The sequence below is a fragment of the Streptomyces sp. NPDC002779 genome (assembly GCF_042888685.1).
In the GTDB taxonomy this organism is placed as follows: domain Bacteria; phylum Actinomycetota; class Actinomycetes; order Streptomycetales; family Streptomycetaceae; genus Streptomyces.
On record NZ_JBIAQC010000039.1, the window covers coordinates 1 to 17,699 of the forward strand.

The following is a 17,699-nucleotide window of genomic DNA, read 5'->3' on the forward strand; positions in this document are numbered from 1 at the left end:
AAGCAGCAGAGTGCCGAGCAGCAGGTCTCAACGCATCAGCAACTGTCCCTTTTCATCCGTACGCGGGTGGGGACGTTCAGGTGTACGCCGACAGCAAGGCGAGGGTGAATCACCGGATCGTCTCCCAGGCGGTGGTCATCCGACCGGGATCTCGGCCACCGGGCATCGCGAGATCCTCGGTGTGATGGTCGGAGACAGCGAGTCGAAGCCGTTTTGGACGAAGTTCCTGCGCTCGCTTCGGGCCCGCGGCCTGGAGACCGTCCAGCTGGTCATCTCCGACAGTCACAGCGGGCTGGTGGCCGCGATTCGCACGGTTTTCCTCGGCGCGGCCTGGCAAAGGTGCCGGGTTCACTTCGTGCGGGACGTGTTCGGTGATCGAGAGGGGCTCGGGGGAGATGGTCGCCGCGACGATCCGCACCATCTTCGCGCAGACCACCGGCGAGCAGGTCCGCAGCCAGCTGGACGTGGTCGCCGACATGCTCGGACGGCAGTTCCCGCAGGTCAAGAAGATGCTGCTGGACGCGGCAACGGACATCACCACGTTCGCCGACCTCCCGTCGGCGTACTGGAAGAAGATCTGGTCGACCAACCCGCTGGAGCGGCTGAACCGGGAGGTCAAACGGCGGGCCGACGTCGTCCAGGTCTTTCCCAACCCCGACGCCCTGGGGACCGGCTCGCCGCCGCGGTGCCGGCCGAACTACACGACGAGTGGCAGGCCTTCGACCGCCGCTACCTCTCCGAGGCCACGATGGCCGAGCTCTTCACCACTCAGCCAACCCCGACCGAATCACAGATCACGCCACAACCGGAACCGAAACGGCTGCCGTGACTACACCACTCAGAGGGACGTGACCCGCGACGGCTGACAGCCGCCCACGCATCGGCGTGACCGGCACGAAGAGCTTCCACACCTACAAGGCTTGTGTGGATCGATACGACAGCGGGCGGAAGCTGTCTCCCTCGGAGGGTGGGTGTCGGCCTCGTGCGACGCCGGGCGCCTTGGATTCGCGCCTCTGGCACCGCCCAGCTGCCCGACGCCAGCGCAATCCACTCCGCGGGGAACGGGGTGGAGTGGAAGGGCGGCAGGCTGGCCTTCCCAGCGGCAAGAGCCCTACAGTAACGCTTGCGCCGGCGACTCACAGGGCTGTCCACGGGCGAGGCTTGCCGCCGGCCAGAGGCACCCACACGTCCTGGGCGGGGCCGTTCTGCTCCAGGTCTTCCAAAACGGCGGCTCCCAGCGGGACTTCGCGGGCGAGGCCCGCCACGAGCGGGTGCTGAGCCACCATCGCCTGCAGATCGCCTATCCGTTTCTCCAGCCTCGCCCGGGAGGCAGCGGTGAGCACGAAGAGAACACGGGGAAAAACCGGATACCAGCGCAGCCACGCAGGACCTGCGGGCGCCTGCCTGCGCCTGCCGACGGGCTGGGCCTCGTACTGGAACAGGCGGGCGTACTCGATCAGCTTCACGGCCAGCCGCTCACTGCTCATGGTGCTGCGGTCGACTTCCACGAACGCGCGCAGTTTTCGCCGGTGTTCGCTCTCGACGACCGTGTAGTACATCACCGCGTCGGCCACGATCCGCTCGCCCTCACCGATGGAGTGGGACACCTCAGGGTTCCAGTCCCATGGGCCGTGCTCGTGCCCGAGCCGGCGGGCGTCTGCGGCGAAAGCAAGGTGAGCGCGAACGACGGCGAGCGTGTGCGGGGTCTTCAGCGACGCTGCCGTGGTCGAAGTGATCGGGTAGGGCGATCGCCCCCGCAGGACGGGCAGGTCCCGGGTCAGCCGCGCGCCTTCCTGCGTGAGGTGCCAGGCGTTGGTACGGCTCCGGTGCGCGTCCTGAAGCACCGTGCAGTCGACGAAGCCGTCGCAGCGCAGCCTGTTCAGGACACGGGACATCAACTGCCGCGTGCCGTCCGGGCGCAGCATCCGGCGCAGCTGACTGGTGGTGGCGATGCGGTGCTGGGCGAGCCCCGCCAGCACCTGGTGGGCCAAGGGCTCAGCGTCCGTCGCCTGAGTACTTTGTGCGGCGCTGCTCATGAGACGTTTCCTTCCACGGCCGTGGCGGTCTGCGACGGAAACCTGCGGTTGCTGCTCGAGGAAACCCGTTGGCCCCGACCAGGCCCCCGACCACAAAGCCCCGACCATGGTCACGAAGGCGAAACAGCCTGGCGGTCTGCACCGTGCCCGGCATCCATGGCCCCGACCACGGACCGCGCCCACACGCCAGGGCAGCTTGCTCCTGCAACGAGGACCGTCATCGACTGGGCCGGGGGCCACTGACGAACTGGAAAGACGGCGGCCCCACGAGAAGTTCGGCGATGGCCGGTCCGCAGCAGCCAGGGCTGCTGCGGGGCGTGGTGGCGAGCCACACCATGCCGGCCATCGTGCGACACCCGGCCCGCAAGGGACCAACTCCCACAGCCGGCTGTCGCGGCTTTGGGGCGGTGCGCGGAGGTCCGCTCACCGCCGGGTACTACCTCTTGGACCGCTGGGCGGCCTGCTCGAGGATGCGCCGGCGTGTCCACCGCCGACGCCCGTTTTGACGCCCGGCATTCTCGGCGACCCCGTCCGTGGTCTTCAGCAGCGGAAGGTTGCCCTGGGACAGGCTGCTGGAGAAGGAACCGACGCTCTTGTACCCCAGCAGGGCGGCCGCCTGGCTCGCCCCCAAAAGCTCGTCGGGATCGCCGTCGACTGGAACGCCGGGCAGGGGCGGTGCCTGTTTGGCTCCGGCTCGTCTTCCGCGACCGGGCCGGGTGGCCATCCACGCCTGCAGGGTCTTAACCTTCCACAGTTGCCGGCGGTAGGGGTTCTCCGCCGTGCCCTTCTCTTCGACGACGTCCGGCTCGGGGAAGTAACCGGGGTGGTCGCGCACGAAGGTCGTGACCTGGTTGGAGTTCTTGTAGCCGAGATACCTCGAGGCCTCCGCTGCGTTCAGCAACGTCTCCGGGGGGAGGGAGGGCGGCGCGTGTTCAGCGAGCCGTGTCGGCGCGCGGTGGGCGAACCACTCGGTGACCTCCGCGTGGTCCCACAGACGGGCGCGGCCGCGCTTGTCGACAGGCTCGGGAAATACCGTGCCGACCGCGTTCTCCGCGCGCCCGGTGTAGAGGCCGGTGATCCGTGCGGGCGTCAGGCCCTGTTCAGCCGCGATCTCGGCAGCGTCGGCCAGGCGACGCTCACGGCGCGAGGTCATGGCAGAACCGTCCGTCCTGTCAGCAGTGAGCCGGCCAGCCCGGCTCGCAAAACAAATAATGGCAGAAGTGCCGGTCGGAGGTCCAGCCCGCGTCCCAAGGCTTTCTGCCGGCCAGCCACCCCACGGCCCACGGCCTACTCCTCGGGGACCAGGCAGACACCCCGGCGCGCGGCGTCCGCGGCCATCTGCGTGTAGGCCATGGCGGCCGGCGTCATCTCCCACTCGACCAGGGCCAGCAGCAGGATCACCTCGTCGCGGCCCTGCGAGGCATCACAGGGCATACCGCCGGTGTCCGCGGCGAACATCAGATCCGCGAGGGCCAGCCCGTCGAGACGTGCTGCCACTTCCCGGCGCAGCTCCTGCAGGCCCTGCTGGTACAGCTCGTTCGCCTCGCCCAGGAGCAGCGCCAGGTCCTCGCCCTGGCTGGCCGGTGCCGCTGCAGCGAGATCGAGGATGCGCTGGGTGGTCGTCGTCATCATGAGAAGTATCCCTCCAAAGGAGCGGTGTGCGGTGTGGTGGTCAGTGGCAGCCGTCGCACCCGGCGGCGCTGTGCAGGATCTCGCCCGGCCCGGTGCGGGCCTTGGAGTCCCAGGTGGGCGGCTTGCGCAGGGCGGCGTGGACGTCGCGTTCCATCCGCTGGAAGTCCGCGTTTTCCTCAACCTCGATGCCGGGGTCCGGGGCATCGCGCCGGCGGGACAGGGCGATGAGCTCGGCCATGGTGATGTTCGGGTTGAACGGCACCTGGCGGACGCGTTCGACCAGCGCGCACAGCTCGGCGAGCCGCGGCCGGCGGCCGGCCATCAGCAGCAGATCGCGGTGGTTGGCCAGGGTGCAGGCCGAGCACGAACAACGACTGGAGCCATGCCGGTCCCCGGCGCCGGGGTGCGAGTCGTAGCGGCTGAAGCCGGAGGGCACACCGGGCCGCTCGGGCAGCGAGACCAGCCGGTAGTTCCGCGTGTGGATCATCCAGGCCTCGTACCGGTCGGCGGGGCTGCCGCTGCGGGCGGCCTGGCCCCCCGTCCGTCGTGCGGGACAGGCAGAGGCAGGACGGATCGGAACACGGCCGTCCGGCGGGGTGGCTGGCCAGGACCGGGCTGCGCCGGTAGTGCGTGACGGTGCCGTTCAGCATCGGGCAGTGGTCGGCGGTATACGGCAGGCACTCGGGGTGCAGCGCCGGTTCCGGGGAGCAGCCCCCCGACGTCGGCCGGGCAGCGGGAAGGCGGGAAGGCGGGGATTCGTACCGGACGTACATCGTCTGCAGCTACGGCCCGGCGGGCAACATCACCGGCCAGTTCCGGGAGAACGTCGGCGCGCCGGTCGGAAACAACTGAGGCACCTGCCCGGACGCTCCTGACCGGCCGGGACAGCCACCGCCGCCCGCCTGGTTGCGGGCCGGCGGTGGCGGCTTTTGATCGTGACCTGCGGGGGCCCTATGCAGTTCGTCAAGGTGGCGGGTTAGCTTGCTGGTGATGTCAGCTGGGGAAGGGGATGTGGTGGGGGCGTCGGGTGGAGGGCCGAAGGCGCGGGCCGTCGAGGAGTGGCGGGACGTCTATGACCTGCTGGATGCCGTTCGGCTGCGGCCGAACGCCTGGGTGCGTAACGGCTCGTTGCAGGAACTGGCGGTGATGATGTTCGGGTACCACCTCGCGCTTCAGGTCCACGATGTTGATGAGGCGTTCGAGTTCCACTGTGGAAGTGGAGGGTTTGCCTCCTGGCTCAGCAGGACCCGTGGATGGTCGATGGCGACCGGGTGGGACGTTGCGGTCATGGAGAATTTGCCTGGCGAACCTCCGCTTGACGCCTTCTTCCGGCTCGTGGACGAGTACCGAGAGTTCGCAGGTCAGCCAGGTTCGTGAAGTCTTTCGGCATGGTGTCTGTTCATGCTGATCGCGCGGGTTGGGGTTCGTAGAAGGTTCCGTCACGGAGCATCGCGGACAGGGCGTCGGCCCGCCGCCGGGCGAGGCAGAGCAGGGCCTGGGTGTGGTGCTTGCCCTGGGCGATCTTCTTGTCGTAGTAGGTCTCCTGTCCGCATTCGCCACCCGGGACGTGCGGTCGGTGAAAGGTGCCGTCGCGGAGCAACGCCACCGGGTCCTGGTAGAGCTGACCATTCTGGGAGGCATCACCTTCACGCCATCAGCTCTGCCCTGGCCCGGGAGGAATACGGCGAGGCGATGGCGCTTGTTCGCTCCCTCGGCCGTCCGCGGCGGGTGTCAGAACTTGACGTGGCCCCGGGGTGCGCCTGCGGGAAGTCGACAAACTGCAACCCGTGCATCGATCACTTTGTAGCGGGTCGAGGCGATCTGGCAGATCGGCGCACAGGGCGATGCGGCGCCCTGGTTCCGTTAGGTGCCAGCCCGCCCCACCATCCGCCTTGGCGACGCAAGGGGAGCGAGGCTGTTGTGCATTGTCGCTCAACTCCCTTGTACGTCAGGTGGATTGCTTGCCTCCGCCCGGTGGTCCGATGAAAATGAGCGGCCATGACCTCTCTCATGTCCGTCCGTGGGCTGCTGCCTCCGCACCGCTACCCCCAAAGCAAGTTCGCGGACGCGGTGCTCGCCCACCGACCGGACCCTTTCCCGGTGGGGCCGAAGACCGTGAGTCATGCTGCGGTACGCCGGATGATGGCCAACTCCGGCGTGCAGCATCGTCATACGGTCCAGCCCTTGACCGATTCCCTCGGCCTGACCTCCGCGGCAAGAGCGAGCCGGCGGCAGCGCGAGAAGATCGTCGAGTACGGTGCCTCCGCGCTGGCACACGCGCTCACGGACGCGGGTCTGCGCCCGGACGAGGTGGATCTCCTGGTCACCACGTCGTCCGTGGCCATCGGCTCTCCCTCCTGGGACCTTGACGTGGCTCGACTGGCCGGCCTCCGCAGCGATGTGCAACGACTGCCGCTGCTCGAGTTGGGCTGCGCCGGAGGCGTGGCGCTGATAGCCCGCATGCATCATCACCTGAAGGGCAACCCGGGTCAGATCGCCGTCGGTGTCGCTTCCGAGGCCCCGACCGTGTTGGCCGGACAGAGCACCAATGCCTTCAGCCGACTCGTCGAATGGGCGCTCTACGGCGATGGCAGCGCAGCCGTTGTGATGGCCGGTGCGGATCGCTGCGACCCAGCGGCCCCCTTGCCGCGCGTCGTCGACACCATGAGCATGCAGCTGCCCGACTCCTCCGGCTTCACGGGCTGGAGGATCGCCGAAGACGGCATCGAGACCTTCCTCCGCCCAGGGCTGCCCGCCCTGGTCGAGATCTTCGCGCCCCCGGCTGTGGAACGCCTTCTATCGCGTCACGCCTTGACGGTCGACGACGTCGGCGTATGGGCCTGCCATCCCGGAAGCGCTCTGGTCATCGACGGGTTTGCCAAAGGGCTGTCCCTCGCGGACGACACGATGGCTCTGTCCCGATCGGTGCTCGCGCGCAACGGGAACATCTTCTCCGCCGGCACTCTGCACATACTGGCCGACGCCATCAAGACTGCTTCCCCGGCGGGTGGCTGGGGCGTGGTGGCGGCCTTCGGGCCCGGTATCGTCGCCGAACTCGTACTGCTGCGCTGGGACGGAAGGTGAAACTCAGCCGAGGTGTGTCGGTGCGGGCATCCGCAGCACCGCACGGGGCGAAAGGCGGCGGCGGTGGAGGCCGGCCGGGCGGCGGTCACCTCATGGGCAGCGGCCTGTAGGCGGAGAAGACGTAGTGGCCCAGATCGCGCAGCATGCCGGCGGTGCCGTCCACGGCCGCGGCGTCGTGGTCGGCCTCGCGGGTGTACGCCTCGATCTCGTCGTTCCAGGCGAACCCCTGGGCGGCAAGCAACTGTTCGGTGGCGGGCGTGAGGTCGTGGGAGGACTGCGGCGCGGCGACGAGTCCGTGAGCGGGGTCGGGCACGACGAGGAACATCGGGCTCCTTCCGTGTGGGCCGCCTGGTCGGGGCGGCCCACGGCCGGGGCGGGCGGCTGGTCAGCGGGTGACGGTGACGGTGTAGTCGGCGTCCAGGACGGCGAGCGCGGCGCGGATGGACGCGCGGGTCTCCGCACTCGGGACCGAGCAGGGGAAGTCCAGGGCGAGCACCGCGTCGTCCAGGTCGTCATCGGTCATCGGCAGCGTGTATCCGCTGCGGTAGAGGGCGACGGCGGTCGCGGTGGTGACACGGACGCGGTTGTAGGCGATGGCCTCCCCGGCCGTGACGTCGGTGCCGAGCGCTTCGCGTGCGGTGGGCGGCAGTTCCGCGATCCCGGCGGAGAACCGGCGGGCGGGAATGCGGAGACGTGCCGGTCGCAGAGCGCGGCGCAGCGTTCGAAGCATGGCAACTCCTGAGGCTGGGCTGGAAGGGGGGAAGGGGGCCGTCACCTGGTGAATGAAGCGGGTAGGTAACGGCGCCCCCTCGGCTAACTACTAATAATAGTGTAAGTTGGGGGGGTGTGAACCCGCCCCTGACCTGCGCAAACGGGGAGGTGTGCGCGTCCGCGTACGGCAGGTCAGAGCTGCGGTGCGTACGCGGCCAGGGACTTCGGTGCCACCCTGGTGTAGATGCCTTCCAGGCCTGATGGGGCGATACGGCCCCAGGTGAAGGTGAAGGTGGCGGTGTCGACGTGGAACTGCCCCCGCCGGTGGTGCGGAGGGACGAAGGCGCGCAGAACGCCGACGCCGTAGGCCTCCAGCGTGCCGCCGAGGAACGCGTCGTGCTGCCCCCCGGTGACGTCCGGTCCGTACTTGTCGAACCGCTCGTCGACGACAACGGCGAGGACAGGGCTCAGGGCGTCCTCGACGGGGCCGAACATGCTGCGCCAGTGGGCGAGGTCGGCCATCGCCTCCGCGCGGCTGGCGCGGGTGCTGCGGTAGTCTGCAGGCCCTCGAGGCGGGGCAGGCCAACCCGACGCTGAGCACCCTGCTGAAGGTCGCGCACGTGCTAGGTATCCCCATGTCCGAGCTGACTGCGTCCCCGCGTCCTTGATAAGAGGCCCCGCCCACCCACCACGGGGGAGGCAGATGAGCGGGGCCGGCCTGAGGGCTCACCGCGATGACCGCCGGGATGCTGAGCCCTGAGTTTGAGACGGGCGCGCCACTGCGCCCACGGCAGCGCGCACCGTTTCGGGCGTAAGAGCGCCCTTCCGCGTGCTCCCGCCGCATGCCTCACAGCTTGCGCTCACGGTTCCGAGGTACACCACGCCAACGGTCTGGGTGCTGCCACAGTCGCGGCAGCGTGAGTCGTTGTGATGCCGGGCAATTCGAAACGCCTGATCGACTTCCTCTGTGGTATCCACATTCACCCGTGGGCCGAGTGGATGTTGACAGCGTTGGTACAGCGGTCGTGAATGCGGCCCGTAGTGCCTGCTCCGCCGGAAGGACTGGCCTGGCCGTACGGGAGCGTTGCCTCGCCCGGCCTGAGGGGCTGATCGCATGCAAGACACACGCGGATGCCGGTCAACGTCTCGTAGTGGTCACACAGCGCTAGGAGCGACCGGCCGAGTCTGCGTACGTGCGCGGCGGGGTCGTGCGGCAGCAGTCCGGGGCGAGCGGCCAGCTTGCGGCGGGCCTCGCGGACGCAGGCGAGAGCCACGTAGCGGGGCACGTCGTCGGCGGGCAGTTGCGCGGCCACCCACTCGATCTCCGGGATGAGGAGCTCCATGTGGCCGCACAGCAGACCGGTCAGCGTCTCCAGCGTGGCGAGGTCGACGGGGGTCACGTCCGGTGGGAGCACCGTGGCGACAGTGGCGCGCATGGTCTCCACGTCCGGAGGGCGCACCTCGGACGGCGCACGGGTTCCGTGCTCGATCACGCCGTCCTCCCTGCGGAGGTAGGTCCCAGTGCGTCGCCGAGCGCGGCGCGCAGGGCGTCCGGGTCGGTGAGCCAGCGGTCGTCGCCGGGGCACATCCGCCAGTGCGGGCCCGGGCCGTCGGTGCGCCGCGGCGGCGGGATGGTGACGCTGGCGCCGGCCGTGAGGGCGCGGGTGTTTGGCACGTCCCATCCGTCGGCGGTTGGTCGGCGCGGGGCTCTTCGCGTCCTGGTCGCGGAGTTCGGCGTCACGGCGGGCGTCCTCGGCGGTGTAACCGGTGTCGCACCAGGAGCGGCACAACTGGCCTGGGGGTGCGCCGCACGTCTCGCACGAGTCCGTGAAGTCCTCCGGGCGCCACGGCCGAAGCTGGCCGCTCACGGCTTCAGTTCCCGGATGTGGTCGGCCAGACGCCGGGCGGACAGTACGGGGCTCTGGTGGGGCGGGGCGGTACGGGCGGCGTGCCACAGGTTCGACTTCTCCTTCCAGGGTGGTGAGCGGCGGGGCGGCCTGCCGGACGCGTCAGGGTGCGGCGGTCCACAGGGGCAGGCCGGTGGTGGTGCGGGCGCTGATGCCGGGGCGCACGGGCACGTCGCGGTAGTCGGACACCTTCACGTAGCCGCCCCGTTGGGTGTCGATGCGGACCGGGGCGCCCTCCCATTCCCACTGCTCGATGAGTTCCGCGGGGAGGTTCTCGACGTCGTCGGCCTCCACCTGTACGGCCCAGGCGGTCAGCTCCTCGCCGTACTCCTGCCCCCACTCCTTCAGGACGGTGAAGAGGTGGCCGAAGTCGTCGACCAGGGCCAGGGCGCGCGCTGGTCGGGGGCGGGGTCCTCCGCGTAGGTCGGCGCATCGGGGCGGGTGCGCTCACCGAGGGTCATCAGCCAACGCATGATTAGAACATCTCCCTCGTAGGGCGGGTGGGGCGTGCAGGTGAGGGGCGGTGCGCCAGGGGCGTCCGGAGGGGTCGGGTGTGCGGTAGCGGTAGAGGAAGCCGGCAGCCCACCCGCGGCTGGCGAAACCGGGAATGTCGGCGCCTTGCGGGGTTGCCTCCCGCCGTGCCTCCCTCAGCTTTCCGTCGGAGCCGGGTTGGCCCAGATCACGGCCGCGATGGCCTTGATGGGCGGGGTGTCGTGCTGACCCCTGCGGTCCGGCGTGACGCACAGCCCGGACCGGGTCCGGCGTGCGACGCCTGAAGCGACGAAATAGGGCAGGTTGTACTGCCACTTCCGGCCCCCGTCGGCCGGTCGACCTACACGGATGTGCAGGAGGAAACCCCCGTCAAGGGGTGCCCATGCCTGCTGTGCCTTCCAGCCGTGGGCCTCAGCGAGCGCGAACAGGGCAGCAACCGGCTTCGGCAGGGCGTAGCCCTCGGGAGCGGCATCCGTGATGCCTGCCTCCAGCCGTCCCTGCGTGACATCACGGACGTGCCGCTCGGCCGGGGTCAGAACGCTGTCGCGCTCCAGGGCGGCGGCCAGGGTGACGGTCCGTCCGCTGTAGCGGCAGGTGATCCCGACGCCGTACGCGTCACGGATCACTGCACGCCGCGTGCCGTGCATGTCCCACGTCGACATCGGCTCGTGCGTGGTCAGGACGCCGTTGCGGACGCTCGTCGTATTGCCGCACGGGCACACCGTCTCCACGGTACGCAGCAAGCTGGACCACACGTTCGGCAGGAGGATCGTTGGATCGTGCTTCTCCCCAGTAGCGAGCTGTTCGAGCATGGTCGGCACGATGTCCTCCTCTGTGTCGGGTGGTCACGAGGTGGTGCGGGCAGGCGCGTTGCTCATGTATGCGGTGTCGATCTCGTCGGGCCATTCGCAGTCGACGCACGGGAGGCGCTCGGGGTCGGGTGCGAGAGGGGGAGGGGCAGGACCAGTGGCACCCCCTCTCGCACTTCCAATAATAGTGTTTCTGGGGTGGTTGTGAACCCGCCCCTGACCTGCGTTTTCCTCCGACTGTCAGGCGGCGCCGACCAGGGCCGGGCGGCGGCCGCCCGGGCGCCTGCGCTGCTGGGCCCTCAGGGAGTCGGCTTCCTCCTGGGCGCGGCGGGCGCGCTCGTGCTCCTCGGCGGCCGCGCTGACGCAGTAGGGGGCCCACCACTGCAACCCCCTGATCTTCCGGGTCAGTGAGTCGGGGCGGTCGGCCAGCATCAGCAGCAGGACCGGGTCAGGGGAGAAAGAGAGCCACCGTGCGGCTGTCCGCCATGCGGCCTCGGCGGCCTTCCGCTCCAGGAGCGCGGTACGGGCTTCGCGCTCCAGGCGGACGGCTTCGGCCTGGTGGTAGGAGGCGGACCAGGTGAGGAAGCGCAGCAGTCCGGGGGTATCGCGCCGCCGGGAGGCCTCCAGGATCGCGGGCAGGTCAGCGCGCTGCGCGACGTGCTCGGCGCAGCCGCGCAGGACGGCAGTGAGTACCGCGGCCGTCTTCTCCGGCGGCGGGTGATCAGCGGCGGTCGACAGCGGAGATACCGAGACCTGGGGGCGGTGGGTGTCGTGGCGGTAGAGGGTCAGGCTGCCGTGGTAGCCGGTGCGGCCGCGGGCGAGCCGTGGGAGGTCCTCGTCGGGGCGGTGGTCTTGAAGGCGTTCACGGGGCCGAGGCAGGCGCGTACGGCGGTGAACTGGTCCCAGTGGTGGGGGTCGGTGGTGCCGGTGACGTGCACGCTGCCGCGCATCGCTCCGCCCAGTTCGAACACGACGGCGTCAGCGTCGCGGGGGCCGGCGGTGGCGCGCACGGGGCCGGCGGGCGTGTCGATGGTCAGGATCGGGCTGGTCATGGGCTGCGACTCCTCGGGACTGGACCGGGTGGGCTGCGGGGGCGTGCCGCCCCGCACTCGCCGAAGGGGAGGGTGCGGGCGCGGGGCGGCTGTCGGCCAGTGGCGCGCTGGCCGGGGCGGCCGTCCACGCCCCCGTACTGGGGGAGGGGCGTGGACGGCGTCTGAAGGGGGTTACTCCTGCGGCGGCTTGTGTCGGCGGAGGTTGCCCTGGTCGGTCAGGCTGGGGCGGCGGCCACAGGGGCGGTCCGCGTACCGGCGGCCGTGCATCTGGAAGAACTTCCCTCCGAGTGCGTGACCGTTGACCTGCCCGGTCGTGCCGGGGACCGGCTCCTTGTTGGTGCAGTAGCCGTCCGGTGTGACGGCGGGCTTCTCGCTCATGAGCGCTCCTTCGCAGTCTCCTGGGGGCGGTGCAGTACGGGGGCGTGACAGACCACGGGCGGCGCGGCGTCGTCGTGCGGGAGAGACGTGACTGTCTCCTGGAGCTCGGCGGTGTCCATGGGGTGCAGCCACCCGTCGCGCGCCTCCCACCCGCACACGCGTATGTCAGCGTTGGCGGTCGTTGCGAGCAGGAAGGCGTCATGGATGGTGCTGTTCTCCAGGGCGAACGTCAGCAGTACGAAGAACTGCACGTACTCCTCGGCGGAGTGCTCCACGTGGCAGGTACCCGGCTCGATGGACACGTACAGGTCGGCGCTCACCTCCGTGCCGTCTGTCCGCTCGGCGTTGATATGCAGCTCGTGGCTACCCTCACCGAGGGCCGGGAACAACGCGGTCAGCGCGTGCAGGGCGCGGCCCATGGCGGACGCCGTGGCGGCGTTGTCAGGCCGTGGGAGCTCAGGCATGCGGGGCCTCCTCGTCGGAGTCGGGGAGCTGGATGAGAACGGGGGCGGGGTAGGCCTCGCGCTCTACGGCCATGACGTCGGGGCACGGAATGACGGCGGCCTGGAGGCCGTCCGTGTCCATGGGGTGCAGCCACCCGTCACGCACAGACCAGCCGCACGCGCGGGGGTTCGGCTCGGCGGCCGTGGTCGCTATCAGGACGGCGCTGCGCATCGTGCTGCCCTCCAGCGCGAACACCAGCAGCATGCGCAGGGCGCAGAACTCGTCTTCGTCCAGGACGGCCAGGCGCAGCGGCTCCATGCCGATCGAGAGATCGGTTCGGCCCGTGACGAACGCGTTGTCGGTCCGCTCGGCCACGAGGTTCAGGGTGTGTTCACCGTCTCCGAGTGCCTGGAACACGGCGGACAGGGCGGTCAGGGTGCGGCTCATGGCGGCCGCGATGGCGTCGTCTCCGGGGTGGGTGAGCTCCGGGCGTGCAGACATGAGGACTCCTGGCGGGGCGGGGCGGTGGGAGGGCGGTGGGCAACGGAGGCCGGCGGCACTGCGCCCCTGGGCACAGCGCGCTTCTTGGCGCGCGGGCGGCTCCGCCGACGCGTCGCGCTGCCGCTACGCGGCAGGGGCCGGCGGGCGCGCTCCGCGCTCCCTGCGAGGGCTGTGGGGCGCGCTCCGCGCTCTGGGCAGTCGGGCCCGTGCGGGCCGGGCTGGGGGAGTTGCCCGGCCCGCACGGGGGTCTGTCAGCCGTGCGCGGCGGCGGCCGTGAGGGCGGGCACCGCGAGCGCTTCCAGGGCTGCGGCCTGGTCGGCGTCGGTGAGGGTCTGTGCGGTCGACGTGACCGCCTGCATCACGCCCCCGGCCGTCATCTGCCCACCCCGGATGAAGTGGGAAAGGATGCGGTCCTTCGTCTCGTTGCCGATACTGAGCGACTTGGTGACGTGCTCGATCGTCTTCGTCGGCTCGTCCAGCGTCTTCCCGGCGGCGGCCTCCATCTCGTACACCTTGGCCTCGACGTACTCCTGTGACAGGAAGGTGCGCACGGCGTCTGTGGTCTTGGAGGTGATCAGCTCCAGCGTCTTGCGCTGGGTCTGGCCGGACCAGTTCACAACGCCCTCGTCCTGCTTGCCTCCGAGGTGCACGGCGCGCATGACGTCCTTGGTCTGGGTCAGGCCGTTGCGGCAGACCTGGATGACCGCGCGCGGGGTGATGGTGTACGCCCCCGCTCCAACCTCGCTGTTGGTGATGACGAACCCGGCCGAGATCATCGGGAGTTCGTCACCGCTGCGGCCGTCGAACGGGGAGCGGTAGCCGCGCAGCAGGTTGCGGGCCTGGATCGCGACCGCTTCGGACTCGATGCGCACGTACATGCGCCGGTCGGTGAGGTCGCACCCCGTGATCCGGGTGGGGTGCCCGGACTGCTCCACCCCGTCCAGGGCGGCCAGCAGCATGTCCAGGTTGTCCATCAGCTTGTAGCTGTCGGACAGCAGCGCGCGGGCCACGCCCTCACCGGGCATGCCGGGGCCGTCCTCGCCCCGGAACGCGCGGAGCATGAAACGGCGCTCCGGACCCTCACGAAGCCACGCATTGACGTTCTCGTCCAGCAGCGGGACATTTTCCGCGCGCATGCGGCGTAGGTAGGCCAACGGGATGCGGAGCTTGTCAGAGATCCCCTCGTCGGCAACGGCGGTGGGCCGGTAGATGCCGTCAACCCTCGTCACGCCGCTTGCCGTGATCTGGGACTCGACGCCCTCGACGTGCACGTTTCCCTCGCGCATCCGCAGCGCGGACGCGGGGGCGATGACGTCCAGCTTCCGGCGCTGTCCGTCCTCCAGGATGCGGACCAGGTCGGACAGGTCCGCGTTACGGGCGCCGGTGGGAGCGACGTTCGTAGCGCGCTCGGCGAACTGCTGAGTCATGCGGTGTTCCCCTTCGCTGTTGGTCTCTGCGGTTCGGGGGGCGGAGCCACCGCCCCCCGAACAACTTCAATAATAGTGTGTGTCAGGGATGAGTGAACCCACCCCTGACCTGCACACTTAGACCAACGTGCGGTAATCCGGGAGCGGTGTCAGGCTCCGTCGCCGCACGTTCGTGACAGCAGGCACCGGAATGCCGCCGATCACCTCGCACAGGTCGTAGCGAACGCTGTGCTCCCCGCCGAACGGACCGGCCTCCACCTTGATCGCCTGTACCCAATAGACGCCGTGAAGCCGTGTCAGGCTGCCGTGATACCTGACCTTCTGCCACAGCACCGGACCGGAGTTCTGCGGGTCAAGGCTCCGCGCTACGGCGATCACAAGCTGATTCGCCACCCGCTCGGACAGCAGCTGCACGAACGCACGGTCAACCGTCGCCCGGTCGACCGGCACGTCGGCCATGGCCGGGCCGGTATGACCGGTGCGCACGCCCATGGCCCAACCCAACTCGAAGAACGGCCGGACCATTTCGAGCTGCTCGTGAGACACCCTCAGTGCGTCCGGGTCCCGCTCGCTGCGCGCCACCTCGGCCAGCGCGTAACGGGCCTGCTCCTTCTCTGCGTCCGTGATCGGCGCTCCGGCTTCCTGCGTCCGCTCGGGAATCCGCGTGTACTCCATGGCCTTTCTCTCCTCTCGGTGATGCCGGTTGGAAGGGGGCGCCCCAATCGGGGTGCCCCCCATGCGGATTACTTCAGGAATCCGTTCGACCGGAGGAACTCAGCCGTGATGAGCGCGATTCCGTGGGGCTTGTAGATCTGCGGGAATCGCCGCAACTCAACTTCCGTGCGCCCCACCTTGTCCGGGTCAATGAACTCCTGAACCAGGCGGTACGGCTCCTCACCCGTCGGCATTTCCAGCACGACCGGACCGGCGGCCTTGGTCTCGAACCGAATTCCGGTGTAATTCCGGTCGGAGTTGTGCACGATCTTCACTCCTGCCCGCGCGCACAGCAGAGGCAGAAGGTTCGCGATGGTGCGGGCCCGAATCGCCAGCTCGGTCATGGGCGCATCTGCGCCGCGCACCCCGCGCACAATCCCGTCAGTGATCGTCAGTTCCACGTCTTTCCCCTTCGTTGGTCCCTTGCGGTTCCCGGGGGTCGCCTCCCCCCAGGACTTCATATAATAGTGTCTCATCCGCTCGGATGGAACCCCTGTTGCGCTACGGGTTGCGCTAGATGTTGCGCCATGGTGTTGCGGTAGAGGTTGCGCTAGACGTTGCGCGGCCTCCTGGGCCGTCGCCGCGTTACCCCTGCTCACCCCAACAACTCAGCCCGGTACGCCTGCTGACATCCCCTCTGCTGCCGCTCTCCCTGCCCGAATGAGAAGAAAGGTGTGGGGCGGGCTAGGGCGGCACGGCGGCCTCGGGGATCGGGGCGCGCCTGTCCTGTCGTTGCGCGTCGGCCGGGCCTCCGCGCCCCAGCGGCCGGCCACCCGCCGCCAATAGATCAGACACCCGCCCCACACCGCACAGCGCTACCTCACCGGCGCACACACGCACACTGAGGGGCGCAGCAGCATCCCCGTACCGATACAGCATCCCCTACGATGAGACAGCCTCATTTGGGAGAGGCCAGCTGGCGGGGAATTACCGGACCAGGTTTGCACGCCTACCGGAAAACACAATTCCCCGCCAGCCCAAAACACCTATCCCCCCGCGGAGCGGGTAGCCCGGCGCTGCGCGCCAGGCAAAGGAAAAGCTCCCGGCAAGCCGGGAGCTAGACGCCGGTCCCCGCTGCGCGGGAACCCATGAACGCTCGGACGCTGCGCGCCCTCCCACGGGGGCCCGGCGCTGCGCGCCTTCATCGTGGGCGGGGGCGCCCGGTTGCCTGGACCGGGCACCCCCGTAAGGCTGACTAGAGGATGGTGCGGGCCATCGGCGGGTATGCCTCGCCGCTACCCTCGTCTCCGTCCCAGATCGAGTGGACCCCGAACGCATCCGCGAACTCGGCCGGTTCACGGTCGCCGATCAGCTCCTGAGCGCGAGCCGCATCGCACTCGTTCAGCACACCCCCGACCAGATGCCATGCCCGGACCGTGTAGGCCCGGCCGCGCCCCTCACCGGCGGGGGAGCGCAGATACATCACGCCCCAACACAGCCTCTGCGCCAGACCACACGTCAGCAGGAACGCGAAGTTGTCGAAGTACTTCGGCTCCACACCCACCAGGTCCTCAGACCCACCGTCACCCTCGACCGCGATCGGCAGCACCGCCGACAACGGCTCCTGCCCATCCATGCCCACCCCCAGCCGCACCACATGCTCACCCGGCGCGAGCCGCGCCATTAGGTGAGCCATGACCGCGTGGGCCTCCTCGCGCGCCTCAGCGATGACATCGAGAGGAACCGGATTGAGTTCAGCCATGACAAATGCCCTGCCCTTTCGCCTCTTTCGGGAGATCCTTTGTGCCCGAATGGAGTTGCACCTCCCTTCGGGCATCCCAATTCTATTCGCTCAACTGCCGCTCTTAAATAGGGCGTACGAGTATGCTCAAGAAACAAGCCATTCTTTCCAAGGATCTTCGTAGCGGTGAAGTGTGAACGGGTTCTGCAATTAGGCGAGTACGAGTCGGCGTGTAGGTGTCGTGAGTGGGCGGGCGCGGAAATGCCTTCGGCGGGACTGGCCGGTGTCATCGTTATGCGGTTTCCGATGGGCTGATGCGGTTCCCCAAGCGAGAAGTACGACGCTGGGGTACAGGAAGCTGATCCCAGGCTCTACACAGTTAACTCTTGTGATGCACCATCTCCGCTGTAACTGCCCCTCTCAGGGCGGTACATGACTCATGCTGCTCCTAAACACCCGTGTTCTGGACGCCGATGCAGTCTTGATGAACATGTCGAGAGCGGGGGAGGGGTTCGGGTGGAGCGCAAGCGGAACCCGTCACTGCTGTGAGGCTGACACTCCATCATGCTGACAAACGGTCACCTCCGTTGCCGAGGTAAGGGCTGGGAATTCCAGGCCCTACACAGGCCCGCGCGTGATGCACCCCCTCTCGCTGCCAGCCTCAGCACCCGCGCTTGCGCGGGTGCTGTCAGTTCGCGCTTGCGCGAACTGACTTGCCCTTAGAATTCCGCTTGCGGAATTCAATTTCCGCGCTTGCGCGGGAATTTGGCGGAGCGTCAGCGGAGCCATCACTGCCACGCGGCTTGCCGCGTGGCATCCCGCTCCGCGGGG

The 17,699-nt window shown here is 69.0% G+C and carries 24 protein-coding genes and 2 pseudogenes; 4 read left to right on the forward strand and 22 right to left on the reverse strand.

The features are described from left to right. Nucleotides 1-95: 95 nt before the first annotated feature. A pseudogene (locus tag ACFYW5_RS36765) lies at nt 96-829 on the forward strand (IS256 family transposase); the annotation flags it as partial. A gap of 307 nt (nt 830-1,136) precedes the next feature. Here ACFYW5_RS36765 and ACFYW5_RS36770 read toward each other — a convergent pair. From ACFYW5_RS36770 to ACFYW5_RS36785, 4 genes are all read right to left on the reverse strand, one after another. After that, nucleotides 1,137-2,036, reverse strand: coding sequence for a replication-relaxation family protein (locus tag ACFYW5_RS36770; RefSeq protein ID WP_389421499.1), 900 nt, complete (start codon nt 2,034-2,036; stop codon nt 1,137-1,139). 436 nt (nt 2,037-2,472) lie between these two features. After that, on the reverse strand, nt 2,473-3,189 hold the full coding sequence (locus ACFYW5_RS36775; RefSeq protein ID WP_389421500.1) for a hypothetical protein: 717 nt from the start codon (nt 3,187-3,189) through the stop codon (nt 2,473-2,475). A 134-nt stretch (nt 3,190-3,323) separates the two neighbouring features. Then, nucleotides 3,324-3,668: a hypothetical protein gene (locus ACFYW5_RS36780; RefSeq protein ID WP_389421501.1), complete on the reverse strand. Its 345-nt coding sequence runs from the start codon at nt 3,666-3,668 to the stop codon at nt 3,324-3,326. Nucleotides 3,669-3,708: 40 nt separating this feature from the next. Then, nucleotides 3,709-4,155 carry a hypothetical protein gene (locus ACFYW5_RS36785; RefSeq protein WP_389421502.1) on the reverse strand — a complete coding sequence of 149 codons (447 nt, stop codon included), beginning with the start codon at nt 4,153-4,155 and terminating at the stop codon, nt 3,709-3,711. A 494-nt stretch (nt 4,156-4,649) separates the two neighbouring features. Between ACFYW5_RS36785 and ACFYW5_RS36790 the strand changes: the two genes are divergently transcribed. Further along, entirely contained in the window at nt 4,650-5,045 is a 396-nt protein-coding gene (locus ACFYW5_RS36790; protein ID WP_389421503.1) for a hypothetical protein, read from the forward strand. Between the two features lie 22 nt (nt 5,046-5,067). On the opposite strand, the pseudogene ACFYW5_RS36795 reads toward ACFYW5_RS36790, so the two are convergent. Then, nucleotides 5,068-5,208: pseudogene (locus ACFYW5_RS36795) on the reverse strand (IS110 family transposase); the annotation flags it as partial. 458 nt (nt 5,209-5,666) lie between these two features. Here ACFYW5_RS36795 and ACFYW5_RS36800 point away from each other — a divergent pair. After that, the gene (locus ACFYW5_RS36800; protein ID WP_389421504.1) at nt 5,667-6,752 is read left to right on the forward strand and encodes a type III polyketide synthase; all 1,086 of its coding nucleotides are present in this window, start codon (nt 5,667-5,669) and stop codon (nt 6,750-6,752) included. Nucleotides 6,753-6,837: 85 nt separating this feature from the next. Here ACFYW5_RS36800 and ACFYW5_RS36805 read toward each other — a convergent pair whose 3' ends face one another. The 3 genes from ACFYW5_RS36805 to ACFYW5_RS36815 form a co-directional block, all read right to left on the reverse strand. Continuing rightward, entirely contained in the window at nt 6,838-7,077 is a 240-nt protein-coding gene (locus ACFYW5_RS36805; RefSeq protein ID WP_389421505.1) for a hypothetical protein, read from the reverse strand. A 60-nt stretch (nt 7,078-7,137) separates the two neighbouring features. Continuing rightward, nucleotides 7,138-7,482 (reverse strand): hypothetical protein, encoded by a 345-nt coding sequence (locus tag ACFYW5_RS36810; protein ID WP_389421506.1) that lies wholly within the window; start codon nt 7,480-7,482, stop codon nt 7,138-7,140. A gap of 173 nt (nt 7,483-7,655) precedes the next feature. Continuing rightward, nucleotides 7,656-7,985: a hypothetical protein gene (locus tag ACFYW5_RS36815; protein WP_389421507.1), complete on the reverse strand. Its 330-nt coding sequence runs from the start codon at nt 7,983-7,985 to the stop codon at nt 7,656-7,658. A gap of 35 nt (nt 7,986-8,020) precedes the next feature. Here ACFYW5_RS36815 and ACFYW5_RS36820 point away from each other — a divergent pair, with 35 nt between their 5' ends. After that, nucleotides 8,021-8,131 carry a helix-turn-helix domain-containing protein gene (locus tag ACFYW5_RS36820; RefSeq protein ID WP_389421522.1) on the forward strand — a complete coding sequence of 37 codons (111 nt, stop codon included), beginning with the start codon at nt 8,021-8,023 and terminating at the stop codon, nt 8,129-8,131. Nucleotides 8,132-8,443: 312 nt separating this feature from the next. On the opposite strand, the gene ACFYW5_RS36825 is transcribed toward ACFYW5_RS36820, so the two are convergent. The 14 genes from ACFYW5_RS36825 to ACFYW5_RS36890 all read right to left on the reverse strand — a co-directional run bounded on the left by ACFYW5_RS36825 (nt 8,444) and on the right by ACFYW5_RS36890 (nt 16,889). After that, nucleotides 8,444-8,956 carry a DUF6415 family natural product biosynthesis protein gene (locus ACFYW5_RS36825; RefSeq protein WP_389421508.1) on the reverse strand — a complete coding sequence of 171 codons (513 nt, stop codon included), beginning with the start codon at nt 8,954-8,956 and terminating at the stop codon, nt 8,444-8,446. Beyond that, nucleotides 8,953-9,138 carry a hypothetical protein gene (locus tag ACFYW5_RS36830; protein WP_389421509.1) on the reverse strand — a complete coding sequence of 62 codons (186 nt, stop codon included), beginning with the start codon at nt 9,136-9,138 and terminating at the stop codon, nt 8,953-8,955. The genes ACFYW5_RS36825 and ACFYW5_RS36830 overlap by 4 nt, the downstream gene beginning before the upstream one ends. Before the next feature lie 334 nt (nt 9,139-9,472). Next, nucleotides 9,473-9,664, reverse strand: coding sequence for a hypothetical protein (locus ACFYW5_RS36835; protein ID WP_389421510.1), 192 nt, complete (start codon nt 9,662-9,664; stop codon nt 9,473-9,475). Between the two features lie 50 nt (nt 9,665-9,714). Next, nucleotides 9,715-9,843 carry a hypothetical protein gene (locus ACFYW5_RS36840; RefSeq protein WP_389421511.1) on the reverse strand — a complete coding sequence of 43 codons (129 nt, stop codon included), beginning with the start codon at nt 9,841-9,843 and terminating at the stop codon, nt 9,715-9,717. A 174-nt stretch (nt 9,844-10,017) separates the two neighbouring features. After that, nucleotides 10,018-10,683 (reverse strand): hypothetical protein, encoded by a 666-nt coding sequence (locus ACFYW5_RS36845; RefSeq protein ID WP_389421512.1) that lies wholly within the window; start codon nt 10,681-10,683, stop codon nt 10,018-10,020. A gap of 228 nt (nt 10,684-10,911) precedes the next feature. Further along, nucleotides 10,912-11,103, reverse strand: a complete 192-nt coding sequence (locus tag ACFYW5_RS36850) for a hypothetical protein (RefSeq protein WP_389421513.1) — start codon at nt 11,101-11,103, stop codon at nt 10,912-10,914. A gap of 353 nt (nt 11,104-11,456) precedes the next feature. Then, the gene (locus tag ACFYW5_RS36855) at nt 11,457-11,723 is read right to left on the reverse strand and encodes a hypothetical protein (protein WP_389421514.1); all 267 of its coding nucleotides are present in this window, start codon (nt 11,721-11,723) and stop codon (nt 11,457-11,459) included. 171 nt (nt 11,724-11,894) lie between these two features. Beyond that, nucleotides 11,895-12,101, reverse strand: a complete 207-nt coding sequence (locus ACFYW5_RS36860; protein WP_389421515.1) for a hypothetical protein — start codon at nt 12,099-12,101, stop codon at nt 11,895-11,897. Continuing rightward, nucleotides 12,098-12,565: a hypothetical protein gene (locus ACFYW5_RS36865; RefSeq protein ID WP_389421516.1), complete on the reverse strand. Its 468-nt coding sequence runs from the start codon at nt 12,563-12,565 to the stop codon at nt 12,098-12,100. Before ACFYW5_RS36865 ends, ACFYW5_RS36860 begins: the two co-directional genes overlap by 4 nt. Continuing rightward, nucleotides 12,558-13,046: a hypothetical protein gene (locus tag ACFYW5_RS36870; RefSeq protein WP_389421517.1), complete on the reverse strand. Its 489-nt coding sequence runs from the start codon at nt 13,044-13,046 to the stop codon at nt 12,558-12,560. Before ACFYW5_RS36870 ends, ACFYW5_RS36865 begins: the two co-directional genes overlap by 8 nt. 251 nt (nt 13,047-13,297) lie before the next feature. After that, complete coding sequence (locus ACFYW5_RS36875; protein WP_389421518.1) at nt 13,298-14,473, reverse strand: DUF932 domain-containing protein; 1,176 nt, start codon at nt 14,471-14,473, stop codon at nt 13,298-13,300. 117 nt (nt 14,474-14,590) lie between these two features. Beyond that, complete coding sequence (locus tag ACFYW5_RS36880) at nt 14,591-15,148, reverse strand: hypothetical protein (protein WP_389421519.1); 558 nt, start codon at nt 15,146-15,148, stop codon at nt 14,591-14,593. Between the two features lie 68 nt (nt 15,149-15,216). Next, a complete protein-coding gene (locus ACFYW5_RS36885) occupies nt 15,217-15,588 on the reverse strand; it encodes a hypothetical protein (RefSeq protein ID WP_389421520.1) in 372 nt (123 codons plus the stop codon). Between the two features lie 794 nt (nt 15,589-16,382). Then, complete coding sequence (locus ACFYW5_RS36890) at nt 16,383-16,889, reverse strand: hypothetical protein (RefSeq protein ID WP_389421521.1); 507 nt, start codon at nt 16,887-16,889, stop codon at nt 16,383-16,385. Nucleotides 16,890-17,699 lie beyond the last annotated feature (810 nt).